General features: G+C 39.3%; 20 protein-coding genes, 1 tRNA gene and 2 pseudogenes. 10 read left to right on the top strand and 13 right to left on the bottom strand.

Going from position 1 to position 25,316, the window contains the following annotated elements; translation table 11 throughout:
* Position 1: 1 nt before the first annotated feature.
* The 3 genes from flgB to L2737_RS05605 all read right to left on the bottom strand — a co-directional run bounded on the left by flgB (position 2) and on the right by L2737_RS05605 (position 2,502).
* Positions 2–400: a flagellar basal body rod protein FlgB gene (gene flgB / locus L2737_RS05615; RefSeq protein ID WP_102528991.1), complete on the bottom strand. Its 399-nt coding sequence runs from the start codon at positions 398–400 to the stop codon at positions 2–4.
* Between the two features lie 149 nt (positions 401–549).
* The gene (locus tag L2737_RS05610) at positions 550–1,383 is read right to left on the bottom strand and encodes a CheR family methyltransferase (protein ID WP_229369276.1); all 834 of its coding nucleotides are present in this window, start codon (positions 1,381–1,383) and stop codon (positions 550–552) included.
* A gap of 198 nt (positions 1,384–1,581) precedes the next feature.
* Positions 1,582–2,502, bottom strand: coding sequence for a chemotaxis protein CheV (locus tag L2737_RS05605; RefSeq protein WP_102528989.1), 921 nt, complete (start codon positions 2,500–2,502; stop codon positions 1,582–1,584).
* Between the two features lie 335 nt (positions 2,503–2,837).
* On the opposite strand from L2737_RS05605, the gene flgA reads away from it, so the two are divergent.
* The 3 genes from flgA (at position 2,838) to L2737_RS05590 (ending at position 4,453) form a co-directional block, all read left to right on the top strand.
* Complete coding sequence (gene flgA / locus L2737_RS05600) at positions 2,838–3,560, top strand: flagellar basal body P-ring formation chaperone FlgA (protein WP_102528988.1); 723 nt, start codon at positions 2,838–2,840, stop codon at positions 3,558–3,560.
* 72 nt (positions 3,561–3,632) lie between these two features.
* A complete protein-coding gene (flgM, locus tag L2737_RS05595; protein ID WP_102528987.1) occupies positions 3,633–3,962 on the top strand; it encodes a flagellar biosynthesis anti-sigma factor FlgM in 330 nt (109 codons plus the stop codon).
* Positions 3,963–4,027: 65 nt separating this feature from the next.
* Entirely contained in the window at positions 4,028–4,453 is a 426-nt protein-coding gene (locus L2737_RS05590) for a flagella synthesis protein FlgN (RefSeq protein ID WP_102528986.1), read from the top strand.
* A gap of 104 nt (positions 4,454–4,557) precedes the next feature.
* On the opposite strand, the gene L2737_RS05585 is transcribed toward L2737_RS05590, so the two are convergent.
* Both L2737_RS05585 and L2737_RS05580 read right to left on the bottom strand, forming a co-directional pair.
* Entirely contained in the window at positions 4,558–5,016 is a 459-nt protein-coding gene (locus L2737_RS05585) for an LPP20 family lipoprotein (protein WP_248955042.1), read from the bottom strand.
* Positions 5,013–5,723, bottom strand: coding sequence for a FlgO family outer membrane protein (locus L2737_RS05580; RefSeq protein WP_248955041.1), 711 nt, complete (start codon positions 5,721–5,723; stop codon positions 5,013–5,015). The genes L2737_RS05585 and L2737_RS05580 overlap by 4 nt, the downstream gene beginning before the upstream one ends.
* Before the next feature lie 383 nt (positions 5,724–6,106).
* On the opposite strand from L2737_RS05580, the gene L2737_RS05575 reads away from it, so the two are divergent.
* The 4 genes from L2737_RS05575 to L2737_RS05560 all read left to right on the top strand — a co-directional run bounded on the left by L2737_RS05575 (position 6,107) and on the right by L2737_RS05560 (position 11,154).
* On the top strand, positions 6,107–7,288 hold the full coding sequence (locus L2737_RS05575; RefSeq protein WP_248955040.1) for a flagellar assembly protein T N-terminal domain-containing protein: 1,182 nt from the start codon (positions 6,107–6,109) through the stop codon (positions 7,286–7,288).
* Between the two features lie 80 nt (positions 7,289–7,368).
* A complete protein-coding gene (locus L2737_RS05570) occupies positions 7,369–9,837 on the top strand; it encodes a 6-hydroxymethylpterin diphosphokinase MptE-like protein (protein WP_248955039.1) in 2,469 nt (822 codons plus the stop codon).
* A gap of 164 nt (positions 9,838–10,001) precedes the next feature.
* Positions 10,002–10,077: transfer RNA gene (locus tag L2737_RS05565), tRNA-Arg, on the top strand.
* A gap of 213 nt (positions 10,078–10,290) precedes the next feature.
* Entirely contained in the window at positions 10,291–11,154 is an 864-nt protein-coding gene (locus tag L2737_RS05560) for an N-acetylneuraminate synthase family protein (protein WP_248955038.1), read from the top strand.
* A gap of 101 nt (positions 11,155–11,255) precedes the next feature.
* Here L2737_RS05560 and L2737_RS05555 read toward each other — a convergent pair whose 3' ends face one another.
* From L2737_RS05555 to L2737_RS05530, 6 genes and pseudogenes are all read right to left on the bottom strand, one after another.
* Entirely contained in the window at positions 11,256–12,491 is a 1,236-nt protein-coding gene (locus tag L2737_RS05555; protein ID WP_248955037.1) for an ATP-grasp domain-containing protein, read from the bottom strand.
* Between the two features lie 3 nt (positions 12,492–12,494).
* Entirely contained in the window at positions 12,495–13,250 is a 756-nt protein-coding gene (locus L2737_RS05550; protein WP_248955036.1) for an SDR family NAD(P)-dependent oxidoreductase, read from the bottom strand.
* A complete protein-coding gene (locus L2737_RS05545) occupies positions 13,247–15,025 on the bottom strand; it encodes a 1-deoxy-D-xylulose-5-phosphate synthase (RefSeq protein WP_248955035.1) in 1,779 nt (592 codons plus the stop codon). The genes L2737_RS05550 and L2737_RS05545 overlap by 4 nt, the downstream gene beginning before the upstream one ends.
* A 2-nt stretch (positions 15,026–15,027) precedes the next feature.
* Positions 15,028–16,239: a methyltransferase domain-containing protein gene (locus L2737_RS05540; protein WP_248955034.1), complete on the bottom strand. Its 1,212-nt coding sequence runs from the start codon at positions 16,237–16,239 to the stop codon at positions 15,028–15,030.
* Positions 16,240–16,272: 33 nt separating this feature from the next.
* Positions 16,273–17,196 carry a class I SAM-dependent methyltransferase gene (locus L2737_RS05535; protein WP_248955033.1) on the bottom strand — a complete coding sequence of 308 codons (924 nt, stop codon included), beginning with the start codon at positions 17,194–17,196 and terminating at the stop codon, positions 16,273–16,275.
* A 192-nt stretch (positions 17,197–17,388) separates the two neighbouring features.
* Positions 17,389–17,612 (bottom strand): annotated as a pseudogene (locus L2737_RS05530) (IS3 family transposase); the annotation flags it as partial.
* A 269-nt stretch (positions 17,613–17,881) separates the two neighbouring features.
* On the opposite strand from L2737_RS05530, the gene L2737_RS05525 reads away from it, so the two are divergent.
* Together L2737_RS05525 and L2737_RS05520 are read left to right on the top strand one after the other, a co-directional pair.
* Complete coding sequence (locus L2737_RS05525) at positions 17,882–19,807, top strand: glycoside hydrolase (RefSeq protein ID WP_248955032.1); 1,926 nt, start codon at positions 17,882–17,884, stop codon at positions 19,805–19,807.
* Complete coding sequence (locus L2737_RS05520; protein WP_248955031.1) at positions 19,800–21,503, top strand: cytidylyltransferase domain-containing protein; 1,704 nt, start codon at positions 19,800–19,802, stop codon at positions 21,501–21,503. The genes L2737_RS05525 and L2737_RS05520 overlap by 8 nt, the downstream gene beginning before the upstream one ends.
* Positions 21,504–21,584: 81 nt before the next feature.
* On the opposite strand, the gene pseC is transcribed toward L2737_RS05520, so the two are convergent.
* A complete protein-coding gene (gene pseC / locus L2737_RS05515; RefSeq protein WP_248955030.1) occupies positions 21,585–22,733 on the bottom strand; it encodes a UDP-4-amino-4,6-dideoxy-N-acetyl-beta-L-altrosamine transaminase in 1,149 nt (382 codons plus the stop codon).
* A 2-nt stretch (positions 22,734–22,735) separates the two neighbouring features.
* Positions 22,736–23,679 (bottom strand): annotated as a pseudogene (pseB, locus tag L2737_RS05510) (UDP-N-acetylglucosamine 4,6-dehydratase (inverting)).
* An 823-nt stretch (positions 23,680–24,502) separates the two neighbouring features.
* Here pseB and L2737_RS05505 point away from each other — a divergent pair.
* Positions 24,503–25,183 (top strand): oligogalacturonate-specific porin KdgM family protein, encoded by a 681-nt coding sequence (locus L2737_RS05505; protein WP_229369308.1) that lies wholly within the window; start codon positions 24,503–24,505, stop codon positions 25,181–25,183.
* Positions 25,184–25,316: the final 133 nt, after the last annotated feature.

The raw sequence follows: 25,316 nt of genomic DNA, 5'->3' as shown, positions 1-25,316 counted from the left end.
ATTAATCTCCTCTAATCGCTTTACGCATGCCAGAAAACTTACTTTCAAGGAAACCCAATGACATTTGATATTCTAAAGAGTTTTGCATAAAAGCAGCTTGTTCTTGCTGGGAGTCAACCGTATTGCCATCGCCTGTATCTGGCTGATTGGGTACGCGGAACTGAACATGCTCTTGGCTAAGCGCCTTCAAATCAAAATGTTTGTCAGTTGTTTGACTCATTTGTAAACCTTGCTGATGAGAACGAGCACTATTCATGGCAGACGCAAAGTCTACATCACGTGCTTTATAGCCAGGCGTATTTGAATTGGCGATGTTACTTGATAGCACTTCAGCCCTTTGAGCACGAATGCCCAATGAGTATTGATGTATCCCCAAACCATTTTCAAAATTAATCGCCATAAAATTGCCTCCATCAGCTAACTGAGAGGAATAAAGCAAAGGTTATGCCAAAATATTTAAGAAGTAGATGCGAAATAGATAAAAAAAATAATGCCAGCAGAAGCTGGCATAGAAAATGATAAAAAACCTTTATTTACAATGTATTATAATTAGGTTTTCTTTTGATAATAAATACCAGGGTTACATCGAACCATATTGAATTCGTCAGTCAAACCTGAGATAGATTCTGACGCACCTAAAAATAGTATGCCATTAGGATTCAAAGCGGCAGCAAATTGCCGCAGTATTTTAGCTTTTGCCTCAGGGGCAAAATAAATCAGTACATTACGACAAAAAATAATGTCGTATTTACCTAAAAGGCTATAACTTTCAAGTAAGTTATGCGCTCTAAAGTTCACTAATCGCTTAACGTTATCTTTAACTTTCATATTACCAGACGGTAATTGATCAAAGAATTGGCGTTTGCGTTCAGGAGATAACCCACGGGCTAACGCTAAACTGTCATATTCTGCATTCTTACACCGCTCTAACATCGAAGGTGATAAGTCAGTTGCTTGAATAGTCGCGTTTCCAGGTAACGCACCTGGCTTACGTTGTTGATACTCAAGAATGGTCATAGCTAAGGAGTAAGGTTCTTGCCCAGACGAGCATGCAGCTGACCATATTTTCAATGGACGCCCTAAACGGCTATATTCAGGTAATAATGAATTATGAAGTAATTCAAAGGGGTATTTATCCCTAAACCACAAGGTTTCATTTGTGGTCATGGCATCAATAACTTCTGCCCGTAAATGTCTTTCAGTTGGCTTCATTGAGCGTTTAACGACTTCAGATAATGAGGGTAAATCATGTTTACCCATCAATGGAGCTAAACGACTTCTGACCAAGTACTGCTTGTTGTCACCTAATACAATGCCGCTGTGCTGCTCTAAAAAAAGCTTAAACTGATTATATTCTGCTTCAGCGAGTGATTTATTCGTCACATTTACACCCTATTATAAAGAAACTACCTACAAGTAATTTCAGTGTGAACCGGTCACTTGATTGACTCATCTAACGCTATCAATGTTGACTTGCTAACTCAAACATTCATTTTAATGAACTTAACGAGATGCTGCAGTTTCATAGATAACATTCATCTGCCTATTAAGTTAATCATAGACAGAGAATGATAATAATGCTTATAAAATTAAGTGTTTATTTACAGCAGAAGCCAGCTCATCCGGATTAAATTTTGCGATAAAATCATTTGCACCGACTTTCTCAACCATTGCTTGGTTAAAGACACCACTTAACGAAGTATGTAATACAACTTTAATGTCTTTTAGTTTTGGATCATCTCGAATTTCAGCAGTTAGGGTATAACCGTCCATCTCAGGCATTTCAATATCAGAGATGATTAATGGAATTTCGTCAGCGACATTGTCCATTTCTGTTGCTATAGCTTTGAGTTTTTCGAGTGCATCTTTACCATCAATTGCAGTATCAATTTGCAGATTCAAAGACTCTAAAGAACGAATAATTTGTTTACGTGCCACCGCAGAGTCATCAATAACCATAATATGATAATGCTGATCACGGTCGATAGTTAACGCTTCATCAGCTTCTTTACTGATTTCAGTCTTAACAGGTGAGATTTCATCTAAGATTTTTTCAACGTCCAAAATCTCGACCAATTCACCTTCAATTTCAGTCACTGCTGTTAGATATGAATTACGTCCAGCACCTTGTGGCGGCGGCATAATTGATTCCCAGTTCATATTGATAATACGCTCAACAGAACTGACTAAGAACCCTTGAATACTGCGGTTATACTCAGCAATAATAATGAAGCAGTTCTCTGTTGAAGTTAAAGGACGGCCGCCTGTTGCCGCACTCAAATCAATCACAGAAATAGTCGAACCACGAATATGAGCAATACCTTTAATCATTGGGCTTAAGCGCGGTAATGTCGTTAATGGTGGACACTGTAAGACTTCTTTTACTTTGAAAACGTTGATACCAAATCGTTGACGGCCATTCAATTTAAAAAGTAACAACTCAAGTCTATTTTGACCAACGAGTTGGGTACGTTTATTGACTGATTCAAGAATACTCGACATAACCCTGCCTTGTTTATTTTACAGCCCCTTCCGGGCGTTTTTCTTATGATTTAAAGCGACAGTAAATCTATTACCATCAAATTGTACCACACGCTAAATTCGATTTTCTGACAATATGATTATCAACATACTAACTGGGCATACTTATTGCTTCTTATAAAACAATGACAATAAAACCCCATATTGATAGTTGAACAGTCAAACTTCTGACTCACTGATGAGTACAATGCGACTCATATAAACAACTAAATTAATATTCTTGTTTAAATCCACAGATTTAAACCGTTAATAGAGAAGTATAGAGACATACTGGCAATACTGGCTAGAAACTAAAAATGAATAAAAGAATGCTATGGCTACTCATTATATTGTGTTCCTCTTTACCGGCTTTCGCCAGTGAAGACAGCACTATTACCTACTCTTTATCGACCATTACTGAGTTAGCTAAAGAGACTGTCGCAAAAAAAATTGCTAATAGTCCTTCATATAATAGTGATGCAAAGATAAATATCTTGCCACAACGTGTTGAAGGAAGGTTAACCCCTCCATCATGCTACCCGCCAATCAATGTAGAAATGGCCAGCGACAGACCGATTAACCGAACCAATACCGTAAAGATAAGTTGCAACAGTCCGGAGTACGATTACCCTTGGCAAATGTATTTATCCGTCAAAGTTGAAGTACTCTACCCTGTAGTGACGGCTAAAAGTATTATCGAGAAAGGCGAACTCATCACCAATGACACCATAGAAATAAATTATGTTGATCAGCACAGTATTCGTGGCCAGTTTTTCTCGGGTGTATCCGACATTATTGGGACTCGCTCAAAAAGACGAGTCCCAGCCAAAGCCCCATTACTCAATAATAACCTATGTTTTGTATGTAAAGGTGATTCAGTCTCCATATATGCAAAAACTAATAGCTTTGAAATAAAAACAGCCGGTGAAGCATTAAGAGACGGAAATGTGGGAGAGACCATTAGAGTCAAAAACTCTAACTCAAACAGGAAACTAGATGTTATTGTCATAGGTGTTGGAGAAGTTGAAGTTAGGATGTAAAATAATCCTAAAGTTCTTTCCAGCATGGCCGATACCCTGTTAGGAATACCATAAATTACGCTGGAGCCTTACATGGCAATTGATATTAACAATCTAAAAACAGCTTCACACACTCAGTTACGTACTAACCGTGACGCAAGTGCTGCGACAAAAACTGCAGAGTCAACGAGCAGTAATACAGCAGCAGTGAAAACTGATTCGGTCAGCATTACCTCGCAAGCACAACAGCTGCAAGGAGCTCAGAGCAAAATGGCATCGTTACCTGAAATTGATCAAAGCAAAGTTGATGCAATTAAAACAGCGATTTCTGAAGGTCGATATAAAGTCGATCCAGAAAAGCTTGCTGCTAATATTGCCAGTTTTGAAGCTGACATGAGCGGACTAAATTTCGACCAAGAGTAATTTCATAATGACTCTTGGCTAATCAAGCATTACAAATGTAATGTGGATTTTATGAAGAGTAACTTATGAATGAATTACTACAGCTGTTATCTTTTCAGCACGGCACTTTGTCGTCGCTGAAAAAACTTGTATCTGCAGAAAAGCAAGCGTTAACAGATCAAGATGCAGATACCCTTTTGGCTTTAGCCCGCGAGAAAGTAACCTGTCTCAATAATCTGCAGCAGAATGATCAGAAGCTCGCTAACCATCCTGATAAAGAATTACTTAGCACTGACACTGTATTAATTCAGAAAGTGGAAGAAGCCAAGGTAATATTAGAAGAGTGTAAAGACATTAATAATCAAAATGCCAGCTTGATTGAACTGAATATTGCGAGTTTAAATCGCTTTTCTCAAGCGATGCAAATGAGTCGAAACGCTACCAGCCTCACTTATAATGACAAAGGTCGAACGTCGACCATTTCATCATTAGGCTCTAATCTAAAAGCCTAATGTAAGCGTCAATTTCTGCACCCATGAATTAACACCATAAAAAAGCCGCTGTCATCAGCGGCTTTCTTGTATTTATTTGTAATAGCTCAATCAACATTTAAACACTAAAAATAAGTGACTTCTTTGATTTTTCTTGGTCGATTGTCTTGCTGATATAAGTTCCACACTTGAGAAAAATCTAACTCTAATTCAGTAACATACATATCACCAGCGGGATAGCTTTTAATCACCTTAGCCCCCTTAATCATGCCAGAAACCTGAGTCGACACGGTTTCACTATTTAATAACCACTCGCTCATTTGGCTATGAGCATCCACTTGTTGACCATATACCTGCTCTGCTAACTCACGATACGCCGCAATTTTTGACGCTTGCATCGCCATTAACACTTTATGAGATTGCTCTTTTGCTGGCTGCGTCGCGAGAGGGGCATAACCTATCGCGGTTAATTTTGGAAACTGCTCAGGCGCCTCTGTTTCCCACTGGACATATTTATCATTACTTGAGCAACCGACTAACGATAATGCTGCGACAGACATCATTGCCATTAAAAGCTTTTTCATAATTTCTCTCCTAGCACAGCCACTTTTCCATCCCCAGATTGCTCATTACGATAGAGCAAACCATTTTCTGAGGTAACTTTATTAGAGGGTGATAAGTAACCCGGTAAACTGTCTGTATGAACAAAAGTTTGTACAGCAGACACCACTCGATTATTGGTTACATTAACAATCCTGGCATTCAACATGACTCCTTGTGTTGTTGTAGCCATTGTCGACACAACAACATGGGACACGGGTAAATCAGACGGCAATAGCTTCCAATCGCGACTGAGAATAAACTCACCTTGTTCTGTTGCTCTTATGGCATTAGCCACATTCATATCAACTAAATTAAATTCATGAGCATGAAATGCTGCAACAAAACCTTGTTGTAGCTGCAAACCTAGAGCGTCAGTTTGACTAAAAGCATCTACTTTTACAGGTGTCGTCACCAATAAAGGTTGATCTGAACGCAGGCTATCATTTTGTAATACCAGTTCATTGACGATTTTTTCTGCAAGTGTGTTCACTTGAGACTTTGGGGCTAAACCGACCTTTTCTATATCGTAGCTTAATGCTTTTGGCGTCTGACCTTCTGGTTCGGACATAAACCATGAGTTAGTGTCAGTAGGCTGCCCTGCATAGGTTAACTCATCGCCACTCTTTGACGTCTCACTTGCGCAAGCTGCCATTAATAAAGCAATGGGTAATATAATAAATTGACGCATAGCCTTTATATCCTTAACTCAATTCATGCACTGTCATTGGCGTTATCTAGAAAAGTATCGTTTAAACCCAGTGAACAAACCTTATTCATTCAATGGGTATCAAGTGGCCTAACTTTATTAATAACCATGTTCGTCATCACACTCATAACAATGTTAATAGCCACACTCTCTGAAACCCTATCGGCACTTAAGTTAAAAACTTTATCATTTAAGCGCTATTAATTAGCCATGATGAGCCTTTTCTAAATATTCACACTTATCAAAGCCACAGATACACAAAGGGCACAATTATTGCTTTGCTATAAAGACTCATAAAAATGGTGTCTAAAAGTCATTAAGTTGGCACTGATATCTTCATTATTTTGTAAAAAGTGAAACTGAACATGCCGAATTTAAACATTAAATTATTATTTTTTTCAGTGCTTGTACTGCAATTGGCCAGTATCAGTCACGTCGCTTTTGCACAAAGAATCGAAGTATCAGGTCAAGCGAGCATTGTCGATGGCAATATTGATAAAGCCCGTGAAGCCGCAATAAATCAAGCATTAAACTATGCCAGCTTAAAAGCTGGAGTGAACTTCAATAGCCGTCAAACCATTAATCAAGGCAACTTGACTCAAAATGCATTTCAAGTACAACGCATGGGTGAGGCTAAAAATATTGAAGTGGTATCAGAAATTATCACCTCAACTGATATTACTGTCTCATTAAGGCTAAACCTCGAATCACAGAAGGTCGTTCAGCAATGTCACAGCCAGCAACTTAAAGCGGCACTGATGATTCCACAAGCTACCATGCGAGATCGCTCCCAATTGCGTTATGGTCAATTAGCCAATTTTGAACAAGCCCTGTCACAACAATATGGCACAGTGATTAATAGCATGTCAGAGTTTAGTTTTGCGCATATGCACGCCGAAGAAAAACTAGACCATAAAAATCAATTGATAAACTTTAGAGGCAACAGGATCCCAAGTTGGTTAGGCGAAATCACTGATAGCCAATATATTTTACAGCCTGAGATTTTAGATATTTCCACAGAGCCAAATCAGAGCTCAATGTTCGGCCTCTGGAGTGATTACCCTCAACGACAAATTAATTTACGCTTTACATTATTTCACGGGATTAGCGGTGAAAAAGTATGGAGTAAAGACTACGCCGCTACAGCAGAATGGGCATTTGATAAAGATGAAACCGTCTCTCCAACAACAAAGCGCTTTTGGAGTTCGACTTACGGACAATCAATGAACCAATTATTTCAACAAAGCACGCAAGATATTGATAACCTCCTAAACTGTCGTCCATTATTAGGACAAATCGTCGCTAAGCAAGGAAACAGAATTATCATCAATCTAGGCCGAAAAAATAACGTTAAAATGGGTGATAACTTTCAAATTGTTTTACAGCAAAATATCCCAGACAGAGTCAACTTAATGCGTGCAGTCGCAACAAAAAATCGTGCCACTGTAACCATTGAACAAGTATCAGAAGAAAGCGCAACGGCGGTGCTAGAAGGGATAGAGGCATCAGGTAACATACAAATACAAGATATCGTGATTAAGATTTAAAGCAGGTAAAGTTCCTCTAAGAGAATTTTAAGTAATACAAAGTAACGTCTAATGAATCGAACAAGAAGGTTTTAAGAATAATGCCAACATCAAATACTATGTTTAATAATCAGTTCGCTATCAGCCAGTTTGATGAATATTACTTACCTTGTATTAATAGAAGTACTTTTGAAAAAGTAGATTCTACAACAGCTTTCAAAAAGATATTCAAACAAGAAATTTTTAAACAAGATACCTTGCATATCATTTTGGGCTTAGATTCAGGGTTATTAGTTAATTATATTCTTGAAGCCCCTAAAGTCGACGGAAGTAAATACATTTTTGTCGAACTTCCAGAAGTGATGGCAATGCTCAATATCGATATACCAGACGAGAAAAAGGAATATCTAAAGGTCATTAGTTTCGATAAATTGGTTGATATTTTACCGCAGGCTAATCATAATTTATTTTTATTTAAAAACCAGGTAAAAGTGACACTTTCTATATCTGCATCAGCAGGTATTATTGAAGACTACCCTGCTACTTACAACCAAATTTGCCAACTATTATCCCAAACAAGCTCTTCCTTAAGATCTAACTTAAACCAAAAACTGTTTTTTATTGAACAATTATATAATGTCGTTGAAAATAGGCAGCCTGCGTCAGTCCTAAGAAATAAATTTTTAGGTAAAACTTGCATCGTTATTGGTGGAGGGCCTTCATTAGATGATCATCTTGAATGGATTCAAACAAACTATGACGATTTGTTCGTTATTGCAGTGTCTCGGTTTGCTTCAAAACTTTCCCTTTTAGGTATCCCTGCTCATATTATTGTTTCAATTGACCCTCAAGATCATAACTTTGAGGTTAATCGAGACATGATGACGTTATCGAATGAAAGCTTGTTGATAAACTCGCACCATATTTGTCATCGAATCTTAGCTCAATGGCAAGGCCGTTCGTTATATCTTGGCGAACATTTACCTTGGAGCCCTTCCGACAATATTCCAACAGTTGGACCGACTGTAACAAATAGCTCCATTAGAATTGCAATAGAAATGGGGTTTTCACAAATCTTATTAACCGGTGTTGATTTTTGTCATTCAAAAAGTGGGGTGACTCATGCTAAAGGGAGTATAGAAGCGTCTGCAGGCAGTGATAATAGTATAATACATCAATGGGTAGAGACCTACGCAGGGCATTTAGCTGAAACCCCAATGGCTTTATATCATGCAGCTAATTGCTTACAACATGAAGCCGCTGAATATCCTGAAGTAAACATAATTAACTTATCAATTAATGCAGCAAAAATAAAAGGTATAAAACACTTAAAAGTGAATGACATTGATATTCAACCAGTCATTTGCTCCCCAATTACATTTCTAAAAGCATTGCCAGAATGTGAAGCAAATAACGTTCAATTTTTTTATTCCCTCGAGAAAGATCTAAAGACAGCTAAACAAGCTTTTTCTAAAATGGGTACATTTTCTAATGAAGCACTAAAACTTTTAAGAGAAGCTAAAGAATTACCGTCAAATACACACCAACATCAGCAGAAGATGGCAAAAATTGAAGAAATAGAATCAAAACTTAACAAAAAATACTCTTCTTTTTGTAAACTTATCAAAATTTATGGCTACTACGAGTTCTCACAATTCCTAAACACTAAAAATACAGAGGATTGGTCACTTGAGCAAATGAACTCAATGACCTACAAGTATTACCGAGCATTTGAAATCATATCAAAAGAAATGTCGGCTCTCATTCAAAATTCACTCGCTTTACTTGACGCCAGACGTGAAGAGCTTAAAAGTTCTCCATCAGTATCCCTATTAGCAAAGGTCTGGCAACTAAATGACCAACCAGGTCGCGTTTTACTTTGGCTTAATAAAGTGAAGTCACAGACAACCGAAACTTTCACTGAAGCAGATAAAGAGCTAATAAATGAATTAGAAAAAGATTATCAAGAGCAAAAATCAAGTACAGCACACCCATATTTTTCCATTAAGACAAATAACCAAAACTTAACGAATACCTTAGCAAAAATAATTGATTTAAAATCGAACAAGAATATTTCAGGTTTAGAGCTACTTGCAAAGAATATTGAACCTCTGTTCAACAAGGATCCTTATGCAGCAAGGCTATTTCACCTTACTCATCACTATATACACTTTCTCAATGATGATTTTGAGTCTGCTTTAAATGACTTACTAAATATCAATAAATCAAGCAGAACAGAAATAGAGTACAAGCAAATTCTATTAGTCGCATATAAATTGCATCAACTCGATTTGGCTGAAGAAACCCTTGATGAATTGAAAAGTTACAGTGATGAATACATACCTCAATATGCTCATATCTTGTCACTGAGAGGTGAGAGTCAATTAGCTTTAAATGAATATTTAGATTACTTAGATAAATACCCTAATGATGAAAGTGTTTTAATAAAGTTGGCGGTATTTTTAGCAAATATAGGAGAGAGAGAGAGTGCTATATCAGCATTTAAACAAACACTGTCAATCAACCCTGACAATCTAACAGCTTTGAGTTACTTAGGTAAAATAGCATGACGATCTAATTCTCGAATGTAAGACTGGTAGGACTATTGATAGAACATAACCTTCATTTTTATTAAAATAGTCTTAGTTCTAAAAAGGATTAATAGCTTCTCTGGTAGTCATAATCATGGATAAAGTCTTTAAAAATAAAAGAAATCTAGTATAATTGTTACCGTCTCCCCATAGCTCAACAGGATAGAGCAGTCGCCTCCTAAGCGATCGATCAAGGTTCGAGTCCTTGTGGGGAGACCAGTACATGAATCTAGTTTTTACACTAGAGTAATGCTTCTAGAATAGCATCAATGATTGATATTCAAGTATTTAGTTCGTAGTCTACAGCCAATGATGAACTTAAATATATTTCAAACCCAAACAAGTCATCTCTCCAATGAAGTTTCAGCAAGATCGCATAAGTGGATACGTTTTGCAGAGAATGAGCTAACTAAATAGACATTACGAGTAACTATGAATACACAGCCTATTTTTATTGCTGAAGTTTCCAGCAACCATCATAAAGATCTAGAAAGGTGTAAAAAATTTATACAAACTTCAGCAGAAATAGGCTGCGATGCGGTGAAATTTCAATTGTTTAAAATTGAACAGCTATTTGCGCCTGAAATTTTAGTAAAAAGTGAGATGCATCGAGAAAGAAAAAATTGGGAATTACCCGTTGACTTTCTCCCAGAGCTTAAACAGTGTTGTATTTCAAATAATATACTGTTTTCTTGTACTCCTTTTTATCTCGATGCCGTAAAAGTGCTAGCACCATATGTTGATTTTTACAAAATAGCCTCATACGAATTGCTCTGGGATGACTTGCTAATTGAGTGTGCCAAAACTCAACTCCCCATTGTTATATCAAGTGGTATGGCAACAATTGAAGAGATTGATGCAGCTATTACTACCTTAAAAAAACATGGTGCAGAAGATATCACTTTACTTCATTGCGTCTCAGCTTATCCAACACCAGAAGATCAATGTAACCTTTCGGTATTGCAAAGCTTTAGAGAACGATATGGGATTAAGGTTGGTTGGTCTGATCATACTGTGTCACCTGCGGTGCTAAACCGCGCGATTCATAAATGGCAGGCCGATACAATTGAGTTTCACTTAGACCTTGATGAGCAAGGCGCAGAATACGCTGCGGGTCACTGCTGGTTACCTCAGCAAATAGCGCCGGTTATCCATGCTGCTAAGATGATTGAAGCCATCGATGGCAATCCGATAAAACAATTTGTCCCCAGTGAAACCTCAGATAGAGAGTGGCGCGCCGATCCGGTTGATGGCCTGCGACCTTTTAAGCAGATTAGAGCAAGCTTTCAAGGCTAATTATAGTATAAATTGCTATCATTCGGCACGAACAAAAAAGCCCTTTTAATACATTTTAAAAGGGCTTTTATTTTAAGACGAAACAGCAAGCTCAAAACTGATTAAACGCTAGTTTCAATATTAAGCGTATCGTATACCCACTTCACCCTTCGCTCTAGCTGTTGTCGATTATCCGCCGTGACAATAAACACACCGAATCGACTTGCATGGCTCGTGGTCTCTGGCACGATATCGCCCACTTGATACCAAATATCGAGCTTTTTAACAAAATCCTTTTCACGAACGGTCTCAATACCAGAAATTGAAATAACCTTGCCTGGTGCTGGAAAAAAGTAGCGATTGGCGACTGCGGTATCAATAACAGGAGTTAGCTTATCAAGCTCCGGCTGCTCACCAAGGGCTATTTTTAGCGCCGCCTCCACGTAGTTAATACCTAAACCGAGTGGCACCAGGCTTTCTGAAAAATCGCCGCCACTTAAACGGGTTGCAACCTCAATAACCTTAGGGCCCAATTCGGTGTAAACGATATCGCCTTTGATCACGCCATCAGTCACCCCTAACGCCAGTGCCGCTTGTTCAATCAAGGTTTCGACTTTTTGCCTCTGTTCACCTTGGATTAAACTGGGTTGCCAACCACCGTTCTCAATAATATTGGGAGCAAAGCGACTGAGCATCTCATAGTTACGATCAACATATCCAGGAGTATAAGCGTGACCTTGGTACATGATGGTTTCTGTACTAATTTGTGGCCCCGCTAAATACTCTTCTACCATCACCTCGCCACAAAAAGACTCTGCTTTAGCCGTATTGTATAAAGCGTTTAAATCAGATGCTTCGGTCAATAAAAATACGCCTCTTGCCCCAGAGCGATCAAGAGGCTTTATGATGAGTGGCAGGCCTCTTTGTGCAACGATATCAGCCAAATGGTTGGCTGATATCAATAAGCTAAACCATGGAATTTCCACCCCATGATGTTCAAAGCATTGCTTCATTTTAAGCTTATTAGTGGCGATTATTGCCGCTTCAACCGGTATATGTGGCACGTTAATATAGGCGGCCAGTTGCGCCACATATTGTGATATATCACTTCCCATCACACATACAGCATCAATTTTACGTTGCTGGCTTTGATACTCATCGACAAAGGCCTTTAGCGCATCAAGATCCATGGTGCTGACAACGCTGTAATCGTCGGCAATATCAAAGCCTACTGACGCTGGATTGCCATCCACAACGACTGTGTATAACCCCATTTGATTGGCCGTTTTAATCAGAAATAACTGGTCTCGGCTTCCACCGAGTAACAATACCGTTTTTTGTTCTTGAATTATCGACATCCATTAAGCTCCTAAAATGGCGCCACCACTTACCGCTAATACTTGAGCCGTCATATATTGCTGCTCGTCAGAGGCCAGCATGACGCACGCACTGGTAATATCCTCCATGCGAGCCGCCTTTTTTAGCAGCGTCATATCAATCACCTTTTGACCAGCGGGGCTATCAATCTCATCGGCAGTTTGATCTGTACGTACTATTCCCGGAGCAACTGCGTTGACTAAAATATTGTACTCTGCACCATATCTTGCAATTACTTTTGTTAAGCTGTTTAGCCCAGCTTTAGACACTGCGTAATGAACGGTTTTAGGACCATGATATTGCCCCGCTACTGATGAGATATTGATAATGCGGCCGCCTTGCTGCGCTTGCATATACGGAAAAACCTCTTGGCAGCAAATAAAGGGGCCTTTTAGGTTAACTCCCATTATCTCATCCCAAGCTTCATCGGTGACTTCGTCAAACCAGCCGCGCTTGTTGATCCCCGCATTATTAACCAAGATATCTATCTTGCCAAAGGCCGAAACCGCTTGTTCAAATAGATGCTTTATTTCCGAACGCACTGAAACGTCGGCCTTAATCGCAATGGCTTTATGCCCCTCTAGATTAAGCTTATCGGCTAACGTCTGAGCTTGCTCTGCGCTATGAACATAGTTAATTACGACTTTGGCACCTTGAGCGCAATATTCTTGTGCAATCGCAGCCCCAATCCCCCTAGAAGAACCCGTAATAACGGCAACTTTACCGGCTAAACGCTTCACTTGTTTACTCCTAAATAATCTGACCATTGCTGTGCGATTTGCTCAATGATCTGCCCAGGCATCATACCGCACTCAGTGCTACACTCATCCTTGCTACCTGGATGTACAAACTTGTCATCTACACCACTTCGAAGTACTGACATTGACACGTTTGCGTCTGCCAGAGTTTCAAGAACCAAAGAGCCAAAGCCGCCATTAAGCACACTTTCTTCTAGAGTTATTAGATGCTTAGTGTTTTCAACTAGCTCAATAAATCGCGCTGCAGGGAATGGTTTTATCGACTGAATGCAGATGATACCGCAGTCTTTCCCTTGTGCTTTGAGTAATGTTTTAAGCTCATATGCTGCCGCTAAACGATTACCCAAACACACTACGTAGCCATCACTTCCCTTAGCTGCGACCGATAAGCCACAAGACTCAACAATGCCAGCGTCCGGTTCTGGGTTTGGGATAGGCTCATACGGATACAAAATAACCATTGGCCCTTGCGGGTTGGCAAGGCGCTTCTCAATTAATGCAGTTAAGTCGCCAGAACTGGCTGGATACATCACTTGCATGTTAGGGAATGATCGCAAGTAAGGGATATCATAAATACCGTGATGAGTGGCGCCGTCATAGCCTGCAAAACCTGCTCTGACACCAAATACCGTGACAGGTAAGTCCATGTAACAAGCATCGTGAATAAGCTGATCATATGCACGCTGCATAAAGGTGGTTTGCATGCATACTACGGGCTTTTTACCGCCTAACGCTAAACCGCAAGCCATGCCTACCGCCTGCTGCTCTGCCATACCAACGTCAAGGGCACGATCTGGATACAGTGTTAAACACTCATCCATTGATGATGCATAAGGCGTGGCTGGTGTCATGGCAAATACATCTTCATCGGTCGCCATCTTTTGTTTTAACGCTTCTGCAGCCACCACAGCATAAGTTCGACCAACAACGGTTGCGGCCGCACCTTTACCAGTTTGAGCATCGAAAGGCATAGAGAAGTGCATCTTATATGGATGTTCTTTAGCGCAAGCTAAGCCCTTACCCTTCTCTGTTTTCACATGCACAACAACAGGGCGAGCTAACTGTTTAGCAGCCGCTAACTGTTCGAGTAAGCAAGCAATATCGTGGCCATCTTCTACGAGTAAATAGCCAAACCCCATGCCTTCAAAAAATGCGCGGCTATTTTGCTGCCAGTTTTCACCCGAGGTCAAGTTACGCATACCGCCAACAGATTTAGCTATTGCCATCTCGTTATCATTAATCACAATAACAAGCTTATTATCTTTATCTTCCGCGCAATAGTTCAGCCCTTCAAATGCCATACCTTCAACCAGTGAACCATCACCAATCATTGATACTACATAGTTAGCCGGCGATGTGAGCTTAAGTGCTTTAGCGTAACCCGATGCGATTGACAAAGAGGTGCCAGCATGAGAGGCATCAATTGCATCGTGATCACTTTCATCCTGAGCCACAAAACGACTCATGCCGCGGTATTGATTCAAAGTGGCAAAGTTATCAACTCGGCCAGTTAAAATTTTATGGGTATAGCCTTGATGGCCTGTGTCGAAAATAATTTTGTCGACAGGTGAATCAAACAGTGCATGAATTGCAATGGTAAGTTCAACCACTGACAAATTAGCACCAATATGTCCGCCCGTTGCCGAAATATTGCTGATCAAAAACTGTCTAATGTCTTCGGCTAGCTGTGCAAGTTGTGCGCTAGATTGTTGCTTGAGTGCATCGAGGGTAGGCACAACTAATTGATGGGTATTCATGATCAATCCTTACTATTAGGTTTTACGCAGATAAGAACAGTATTGGTGCCGTAGGGGTCAGTTTCATCATAAATAATGCCAGCTTTAATACCGATCACTTTAACGACAATAAAGTATTGATTAACCAATGCCAGTAACTCATCTAGAGAGTATTCAATTAAATGGCATGAGTTAACTGGAATATGACCAATGCTGTTTTGAGGAGTGCTTAACACCAACACACCGCCGGGTTTCAGTACGCGCTTAATTTCACTTAAGCACTCATGTTCAGGCACATGCTCTAAAGTTTCAAAACTGGTGACCGCATCGTAAGATTCATCGCTAAATGATAGCTTAGTGATATCTTCTACAAAGTATTGGGTATTAACTGCGCTGTTGTGCTGCTTTGCAAATTCAACACTCAGTTCATCTAAATCGGCTCCGTGCACTTCTTTTAGGTGACTCGACATTATATTCACGCCGTAGCCATCGGCGCAGGCAATGTCGATAATCTTCATATCAGGTTTAAGGTGTTGCAGTGCAAGCTCATAATGGAACCCAAGTCTGTCACCTGAAACGATTCTATGCTCATTAACTTCTTGGCGTGGAATCGCATAAATTTGAGTTGCCAAGCGGCGACAATCCGTTAGGTATTCATCACTATAGCAAGGTAAGTCAGTTAAAAACTCTACATTAAAACGCTGAGCATTCATTGAAAAATAGCACTTAGGGTGCACACGATACTTTGCATTTTCAGCTTGTGTTAGCTCAGCGTCTAACACTTTAAGTGCGCCCACACGAAAGACATCGGAGGTGAAATGCACTGGAAAATCATCCGGTAACTTTATGCAGTCTAGTTGCTTACTGATGGCTATATCGAGCATTTTCAAGCTCGCTTGTGGATCGAAGCAAAAATGAATACCGTCAATGCGGATCACATAGTCGGTGTCACTTAAGTCGTGGCTAGCTTCGATCATTCGATTAAGTGGGCTGGCATTATGCCCGTAATAAAGGGATAAGCGCTGGTCATTAATAAGTTTAACGATATCATCAAGCTCGCCACCACGATCAAATTCAGGCGCAACTAATACTACATCTAAACCAGTAAAGTGGCTCAATACGCGTCGAATAGTTCGAACAACAGCTATTTCGTCTTCAACCATGCCCATACAGATATCGACACCACCCGCCCATGAACGTGAACTGGCTTGTACGAGTACTTTTGTTTTTATCATTTTCTATTCCTATTAAAGCGGGTTCAGTTTGTGTTATTTACTGCGTTTACGGGCATATAGGCAGATCTCTCTACCAATCCCTATTTCAGCCATCGATTGATACCACGCCCTTTTTAAGTCGTTTTGGCCTGATTCAATTAGGCTCATTTCAAACTTCATTCTTTTCTTATGGCAAGCTCTACCTAACTCATCATTACCGACGTAGTTATCCCCCATCAATAAAAACATATCGATAGGAAAGCTCGATTCCTTTAAAAAGACTTCAAATCCAGAATTATTGAGTAATTGCGTCAATGAATTAACATCAAAGTAGTTAAGGTGATGTGGCGGCGCTAACCACCATGGCTCTAAACCTTCGCTCTTTCTTACTGTTTTTTGAAAAGGGTTGTAATCGTTAGGCACTGAAATACATAAAAGTCCATCATCCTTTACCAGTGCACTTATGCAAGCTAATAGCTCAATAGGGTTTGGAATATGTTCCAATACATTACAAGCATGAACCACATCGAAAGGTTCAAAGCTAGAGACGCTGGTTGGACTTAAAAAGTCAGTGATGACATCAACACCAAGTTCTTTCGCATGCTCACTAGCTTGCTTTGATGGCTCAATACCTTGTGTTGTCCATCCACGTTGCAGTCCATGGTGAAGGAAAAAACCTGGACCAGCTCCGACATCAAACACCCTTCTACTTCTCTGAGGTAAATTGGCTTCAAAAGTGTCGTACCGATCGGCAAAAACTCGCTCCCACCAGGTTGCATCTTCATTACTTTGACTCAAAAAAAGGGGTTTATCTTTGGTATAATAATCTTCGCGATAAACTTGCTCTAACTCTTCTGGAGTCGGCATGGGCATCACATGTTTAAAACCACACTCTTCGCAATCGATAACATCATAACCATGACGAGAATCGATGACTTTACCTCTATGCTGATAAACTTTGTTGTTTATGCTAGCCATGTAAATTCTCCTATAAATCAACTTACTCATCAAAGCAAAATTCATGCCGCTATTAATTTGACATTTAAGACACCTTTAAACATACAGAACCCACTTCTTCAAGCTGAAAGAAACTAAGATCAGATTGAGTAAAAACACACTAAACTTGAAAATATGGACATGATATTTAAAACATTATTTAAAAACAAACAATTAATCTTTCATGCTATGAATGTACAGAACAATCCAAATTGAGCACTTTATCTGGGAGTTTTCAAATTCTACAGGTGACAGATCACCATTGGCTGAATGTAGCCACTCTAGGTTGTAATATTTCATATAGCTATCCACATCTTTTTTCATCAATTCCTGTATGCGTTGATTAACTTTAAAAATCCAGTCATTTTCAAACTGTAAAAGAAACGCTCAAAAGTCGCATAGTTAATTTAGACACCTACTAAGTATGTATGAGATTTTACTCTACACATTTCGTCAAATAGAGTTCTGAAAGGTTGAAATATAATATAGTTAATGCCCTATACTAAAAATATGATGTTGCAAAATCTACTTTCATCTAAACTATCAAAATTTATTAATTAGACTATTGATTGAGTATCAATTAATTTATGCTTAAACTTAAATATCTAAAGTAGATAACCAACTGCTTTCCATCTATATATAAAGTAAATTCGCGCTAAGAGCCCTTATGCCTGAACACACCATAAACAAAAATATTTACGCTATTTTCCATTTAAACCTAGCATTTTCCTCTATTGATAAAAGCGAACATCAAAAGGTGGTTGAGAATTGTTATTGGCCCTTACTTGAATCCATCATAAACAAGGGTATTCCAATAGGTATGGAGTTAACTGCTTATACTCTAGAATGTATTCAAGAGATAGATCCTAATTGGGTAATCAAGCTTAAGTCTTTATTAAAGGATGGGCTCTGTGATCTTATAGCTAGTGGCTACACTCAAATCATTGGGCCACTCATCCCAGCTAAGGCTAATCAAGCTAATCTCAGATTAGGCCAAGCAGCTTACCAAAAGCTTTTAGAAATAACTCCTCGCATTGCTTACTTAAATGAGCAAACCGTTTCTGCAGGCCTGTTAGATATCTATATCGATGCTGGATTTGAAGCTGTGGTAGTTGAGTGGGACAACCCATACTCGCACAACCCTGACTGGCAACTCAAAATGCTCAAAAGGCCACAATCCTTAAGAAGTGCCTCAGGCAGGCGAATTAAGGTAATCTGGAACCATGCCATTGCCTTCCAAAAATTTCAGCGTTATGTTCATGGTGAACTTACTTTAGCCGACTACGGTCACTATCTAGAACAGGCTATTCAGCCAGGTACTCTCGCATTTCCGGTCTATGGCAGTGATGCTGAGGTTTTCGACTTTCGCCCAGGGCGATACCACACTGAAGAGATTCAAATAAGCGGAGAATGGGAGAGAATAGCCTTATTATTTAATACACTAGACACAAACAATAAATATAAGTGGATCAAACCATCTGAATTATTATCTTTATGGCATCAAGACTCTCCACTGAACATAACCAATGCCGAACATCCTGTATCAGTAAAAAAGCAGGCAAAATATAATATTTGTCGCTGGGGACTCAGTGGTCGTAACGACTTATTGCTAAACACCATATGCCATAAAAGACTCAAGGACTTAGATTCCCGAATAAGTAACGATGAAGATTGGCGCAATCTCTGTCGACTCTGGGCCAGTGACCTTAGGACACATTTAACACTTACCCGATATGAAGCCCTAGATTTAATGTCCCAAGAAAATATTGAACCAAGTTTCACAATTTGGAAGCATAAAGCCGAGATAAGTATTCAATATGACGAAGAGCGACGCAGGCTACATATAAAAACTCAAGAATTAGCATTAACCCTTAACGGCAACCGAGGATTAGCGATTGATTCATTGGCTTTTTCTAAGCATGATTTTGTCCCAATCATCGGTACCCTACCTCAAGGTTGCTTCGAGCATATTAATCATAGCGCCGATTATTATAGTAATCATCTATTAATAGAACGATTTCGTGACCGTGATAGAGTTACCGATCTTAATCGTGTGAATTATCAACTGGCAGAACAAGACGGCTGTTTATTCATATATTGTCGTCAATCACTTAAAAGTGGATCCTTGCTGAAATGGTATCGCCTCGATGGAGATAGTCTACACACAGGCTTTCATTTTGAAGATAGCTGTAGACCCGAAGCTTCAATCCGACTTGGCTTTATAAATCTTCTCAATTGTGAATCAAGAGCTTGGTACCAAACACATCTGGGCGGAGTAGAAGCAGAATCCTTTCAACTATGTGCTGATATTGACCAAGGTGCACCTATCTCCTCTATAGTATCCAGTAGCAGTGCACTGGGCGCTACTGAAGGTTCCATACATTTTGGCAATAAAAATAGTGGTGTCCGAATTAGTTGGGACCCTGCCAGTTGTGCAGCCTTACCTATGATATCTTCTAAGCAAATAGACACTCAGTATTTAAATCGCCTTTGGTTCTCACTAGCTGAAGCAGATGAGACGCTAAAACCAGACGGTAACCTGCTCGATTTTGAGATTTGTATTACCCCTGAAAGGAATCACCATTGTGACTAAAACACTTGCCCTAGTGGGTGCACGGCTTAATTCCAGTCGCCTGCCAGGAAAGCACCTGCTTTCACTTTCCAGTGAACCAATGATAGCTCACATATGGCGTCGTATAGAACGATGCAGCCAAATAGATAGCAGTGAGCTTGCCACTACTGCCGACAACTTTAATCAGCCTCTCATTGATTGGGCGAGCAAGTACCAAATAAGCTGTCATCCCTTCGATGGTGATGTTAATGATCTTATGGCTAGACTAAATGAGGTTATTAGCAGAGAAGCACCAGATTATATCCTCTATATATGCGGTGATTGCCCCTTGATTGATCCTGTCTTTATCGATCATGGCCTTAAAGCCTTAAAGGCTTCAGGTAAGGATACCGTCATATTACGAGAGGGAATCAAAACCCTGCACGAAGGAATCGCATTTTATAGTAGCCAAGGATGGAATAAATTGATGGCGGCAAGTCAGTGCAAAATGTCGCGCGAACACGTTGGTTATGCTGATAAACTGACACCTGTACTCGATAAAGAAATCATCGACGACAGTGACGACTATTCTAAAATTAACCACCGAATATCAGTAGACACCCAAGCTGATTATCGCTTTATGACCGAAGTATACAACCGTTGGTACGATAGCCATGATGCCAATTCCATCGTAAGTTTAACTTGGGTACAGCAACAACTTATTGGTGTTCCTCAACTGGTTAATATCAATTCTCATGTCGCTCAAAAATCTGCCAATAAGCAATATGCTAAAGCCAGTCTTTATTGCCACCTAGGTGCAAATATTGGTTTGGGACATTTTAGACGAGTGGAACTCATTGCTGATGCACTACAAGAATACCTTGGTATAGGCTCCACTATCCATGTACTAAACGATGGCAAGCCATTGGCCAATAGTTCAACTAAGATAAAATGGTATAAAACTGAAACACAATTGCTAGGAGCTATTACAACAGATAGTAACCCATTGCTGATTTTCGACTTTCACCCAGAGTTTATATCACTTGCCTCTCTCAACCAGGCTTTAAAACTACCTAAAAAAGGTGGAGCAAAGCTGATAGGGATAGATAAATTATCTCCCCTGCTTACAACGCTAGATTGGTTATTCATTCCAAGTTTTAACAATAGCTTAAATGGTGAAAAAATATCTGCAGGTTGGAAGAACTATCTATTTAAAACCATGCCTAAACGAGATAAAAAACACCAAATTTTGGTGCTAACTGGTGGTAGTGATGCTTTGGGGTATGGTGAAGAACTTCCATCTATGTTGGCAAAGTTGCAATTAAACTGGCCAATAACCTGGATACAAGGCCCCTTGGCTATGACCCCTACTATTCCCAAGGGGTCAAACATTAGGGTTTTGAAAGATCCGACAAACCTTTACGAACTCATCGCAGAGTCAGATATTATTTTGACTTGTTATGGCCTATCACTATTTGAATCTATATTCTCAAATGCTGCCACTTTATTGTTACCACCCAAACACCTTTGCGATGATGAAGAATTACTCATCCTTTCCGCTGAAAAATGTTGCCTCATCAGTAATTCTCTAGCGGATACCTGTACAAAATTAGCTGGCTTAGTGGCTAACGAAACAGCAAGAGACGCTCTACAAGCAGAGGCTAAAAGAGTTTTTGCAAATCATAAAGGCATAAAACAGCTTATTGACGAGATCACACTTTTGATGACTAATGACTAATGACTAAATTGGATCTTAATTGCTAATTGTATATCTAATGAATAGCCAAGATTATGAAATAACCGGTTAGCTCCGAGCAAATCAATCTAAGCAGGAAGATAGCTCGGAGATTACCTTTTGCTGGTCAATGTCCACTAAGGCTGGATACAGTGGAAGTGTTAAAATTTGCTGATAAAAGCTTTCTGCATTGACATAGTCGCCTTCTTTAAAGCCAAGGCGAAGATAATAAGGCTGTAAGTGCACTGGGAAATAATGCACATGCACCTGAATTCCCTTGCTACGCATCATATCAAAGATCGAACGACGCAACTTTACATTATGCAAACGTATCATGTAGAGGTGACGAGCACTAATAGAGTCAGATAGCGGGTTTACGGAAGTTAAAGGTAGATCATTACATTGCTTATCATAGATTTTCGATAAGCGATTACGTTCAGTGACGAATTGATCAAGTTGATTTAACTGTGACAAACCCAGCGCAGCATGTAGATCTGACATGCGATAATTGAATCCCAACTCATGCTGTTCATAATACCAATCACCTTCATCTGGCCGATGCATTATTTGTGGATTTTTAGTCACGCCATGACTTCGATATAAAGCCATTTTAGAAGCTAGGCTAGCACTATTAGTGGTCGCGACTCCACCCTCGGCGCTAGTGATTATTTTCACAGGATGAAAACTAAAGATGGAAATATCGCTATAGTGGCAACCACCGAGTTTATTCCCTAGGTAACTACCGCCAATACCATGAGAGGCATCTTCGATGACTTTAAAACCATACTCATTTGATAGTGCAGCGATTGCAGCCATATCACAAGAATGACCGCACAAGTGAACTGGAATCAATACCTTAGGAAGACGCCCTTGCAATTTAGCTTCTTCTAGTTTAGTGCGCAACATATTTGGACACATGTTACCTGTTGCAACATCCACATCCACAAAGTCGATCATCGCACCACAATAGAGAGCACAGTTAGCCGAAGCCACAAACGTGATAGGCGATGTCCATACATAATCACCTTTTTCAACTCCAAGCGCCAAACAAGCAATGTGCAATGCTGATGTCGCACTATTAACCGCAACTGCGTATTGTGCTCCAGTGTACTCACAAACCGCTTGTTCGAATGCTGGAACTTTGGGTCCTTGAGTAAGATAATCAGAGGTTAATACCTCAATAACAGAATCGATATCATCTTGGTTAATGAGTTGTTTACCATAAGGGATCATGGCTAATTAGCTTCCTTATCAAAACTTTTAATCTCATCTACCGACAAAAAGTGTTGATTATTTCCAGAGTTATATTCAAAACCAGGTTCAACTAACTTCCCGACTTTACCCAATTTATTGGTAAAGTAATCATTATCTTTTCCAAAAAAAGTAATACTTGGTGTAATGACAAAATGATCATCAAATTCGATAGTATGGTGTGAGTCATCACCTGGACACATGATTTCATGCATTTTTTCGCCAGGTCTAAAACCGACAATCTCCTGTTTCATTCCTTGAGCACAGGCTTCTGCCAAATCAGTAATGCGTACTGAAGGAATTTTAGGTATAAAAATCTCACCACCTTGCATTCTAGAGAAGTTTTTCAGCACAAAATCAACGCCGTCTTGGAGAGTAATCCAAAATCGAGTCATATCGGGATGTGTGATTGGAAGTGTTGTTTTACCATTCTCAATAAGTGATTTAAAAAATGGTACTACTGAGCCACGTGAACCGACTACGTTGCCGTAACGTACCGCAGGAAAACGTGTACGCCCTTCACCGACAATGTTATTGCCTGCTACAAATAATTTATCTAACGCAAGCTTTGTTGCGCCATACAGGTTGATCGGATTAGCAGCTTTATCAGTAGAAAGTGCGATGACGCGCTTAACGTTATTTGCGATAGCAGCTTTAATGACATTTTCTGCACCATGAATATTGATTTTAATGCATTCCATTAGATTGTACTCTGTCGCTGGTACTTGTTTGATAGCTGCTGCGTGAATAACATAATCAACATCCCTAAACGCTTGCATCATTCGATCTGCATCTCGTATTGCTTAAGTTCATATCTTGACAGAATAATTAACCTTTTTGGCTTATAACACTCCAAGATAGTTTTGGTATATTTCTGCCCAAACGAGCCGGTACCACCTGTGGTCAGAATAGATTGATTATCGAACATGTGCTCTCCAAATCATTAAATTTATTCGCAAGTGCAACTCAGTCAAAGCGTTTATCACTAAACACAGCAAGTTTTGAACCAGTTTTTTATTAGGATACTTTTTTAATTTAAGTGAAAAATTTTAATAATACTATAAAGATAAAGAAATATAGACCATATAAAAATTAACCTATTATATTTTAACCACTTACGACTACTTTACTTCATTTTAATCTTCAACAATATAAATAATATAAAAGTTGTGAAATATATCGTTTGATACCAGCTTTAACTCAGTCAAGTTCACTAAGCAGCATTATCTGTCGATATACTTGAATACAAAGTCAAATCATTGACGATTGGATGACTTAGTTTCCTAGGTAATGAAGCAGCACTCATATTAGAACACGATAAAAGTGTATAAAGTACGCAATGTAGTTAGCCATAAATCACTAAACAGCTAAAATCCACGCCACGGTATCGTGGAGTCAACAATATCCCTAGTAAACTAAGAAAATGATCAGAAATAGTTATTATATCTGCGCCATCTAACTGAAATAAATAAGTAATACTTTTAAGTACTATATAGATCATGCCTTCACAAGCTTCAGATCCTTGCTAGCTGTCACCCATGCTTACGCCACGCCCGTTTCAAAATTGTTAACTAACAGCCAGTTATGTTACAGGGTTAACTATAAGTAATTTTTTTGTCTACTTATTACCCCTAAAATAGATTCTTTAACTGCCAATCATGTCATCGCTCACATTTCATTAAGTTGTATATTGGAAATTTCATTAATTAATATTGTAATACAAATCAACTTAATCCTAGATAGAGTTAGTGATGTCATTACATAGACTAGTTTTATTGATTTGCGTTGTATTGTTAATGTGTTCAAATGCTGATGCTGCTTCACTAGACTTCCGTCAGGAATATAAAAGCTCTACTGATCAGCATGCTAGCCGTGTAAAAATGGGGCATACTTTTGATGGTCGTTTCTCTGTCGGCTTAGAGCTAAAATTCAAAGGGGCTGAAGGTAAGTTCATGGAAGACTTACAATCAAATGGCTCTGAATTAGACCTAGGCTATCGCATAAAGCTCAATGACCAATGGACACTCATTACGGGAATGCCAATTGAGTTTGGCTCATCAGGAGCCACCTACAAGCCCCAACTTCGCTTAACTTACAAATCAGACACCATTGACGGTTTATCTTTAAGTGGACGCTATCGCTTAGATGTAAAGCCAGGGGAAGACATTAAACACCTACGCCATCGCTATACGGTGAATATAGGTTATAAAGTTGAAAACTGGACCTTTGGGTTTGAGGGGAATTACTACTATGCCGATAACTCAGAATACTTGTTATATAACGATAGCAGAACAAATTATGAGAATAATTTAACTGCCCACTATAAAATCGGAAATTGGTCCCCCTGGGTAGAGTTTGGCGATGTTTCGGTCTCAGATGATTCAAGCCAAAGAGAATTAAGAAGCCGTATCGGAATTCGTTACAGCTTTTAACTATCAAACAAACCACACGAATAAATCATACAAATAAAAGCTAAGCCAGCTTTAAAAGATGATGTATTGTTCAGAGAATAATCCTTCTCTGAACACAGCTTTAGCTTTAAACAGCAAAGTTAACCTATCTAAA

It is taken from the genome of Shewanella electrodiphila, from assembly GCF_023283985.1.
GTDB classification, from domain to species: domain Bacteria; phylum Pseudomonadota; class Gammaproteobacteria; order Enterobacterales; family Shewanellaceae; genus Shewanella; species Shewanella electrodiphila.
Note: the sequence above shows the minus strand (reverse complement) of the source record. Positions and strands in the feature narration are given on the sequence as shown.